General features: G+C 48.1%; 1 tRNA gene and 1 rRNA gene. Both read left to right on the top strand.

The features are described 5' to 3' along the window. Positions 1 to 83: ribosomal RNA gene (locus MUU47_RS00230) — 16S ribosomal RNA — on the top strand; the annotation flags it as partial. Positions 84 to 168: 85 nt separating this feature from the next. Beyond that, positions 169 to 244: transfer RNA gene (locus MUU47_RS00225), tRNA-Glu, on the top strand. Positions 245 to 526 lie beyond the last annotated feature (282 nt).

Genomic DNA, 526 nt, shown 5'->3' with positions numbered 1-526 from the left:
CGCTTACCACTTTGTGATTCATGACTGGGGTGAAGTCGTAACAAGGTAACCGTAGGGGAACCTGCGGTTGGATCACCTCCTTACCTTAAAGAACCTGCCTTTGTAGTGTCCACACAGATTGTCTGATAGATGTAGAGAAGCAAGGCGTCTTGCGATTGAGACTTCAGTGTCCCCTTCGTCTAGAGGCCCAGGACACCGCCCTTTCACGGCGGTAACAGGGGTTCGAATCCCCTAGGGGACGCCACTTGCTGGTTTGTGAGTGAAAGTCGCCGGCCCCCTATCTCAAAACTGATTTATCGCGTATGCGGTGAGTCATGTTTGAGATATTTGCTCTTTAAAAATCTGGATCAAGCTGAAAATTGAAACGACACACTGTTTCCTTTCTCCGTAATAAGAAAGGAAAATACGGTGTGTTCGAGTCTCTCAAATTATCGCAAATCGATGATGAATCGAAAGAAACATCTTCGGGTTGTGAGGTTAAGCGACTAAGCGTACACGGTGGATGCCCTGGCAGTCAGAGGCGATG

This window comes from Scandinavium hiltneri (genome assembly GCF_024764835.1).
Taxonomy (GTDB): domain Bacteria; phylum Pseudomonadota; class Gammaproteobacteria; order Enterobacterales; family Enterobacteriaceae; genus Scandinavium; species Scandinavium hiltneri.
This window is presented reverse-complemented; position numbering and strand designations above follow the sequence as displayed.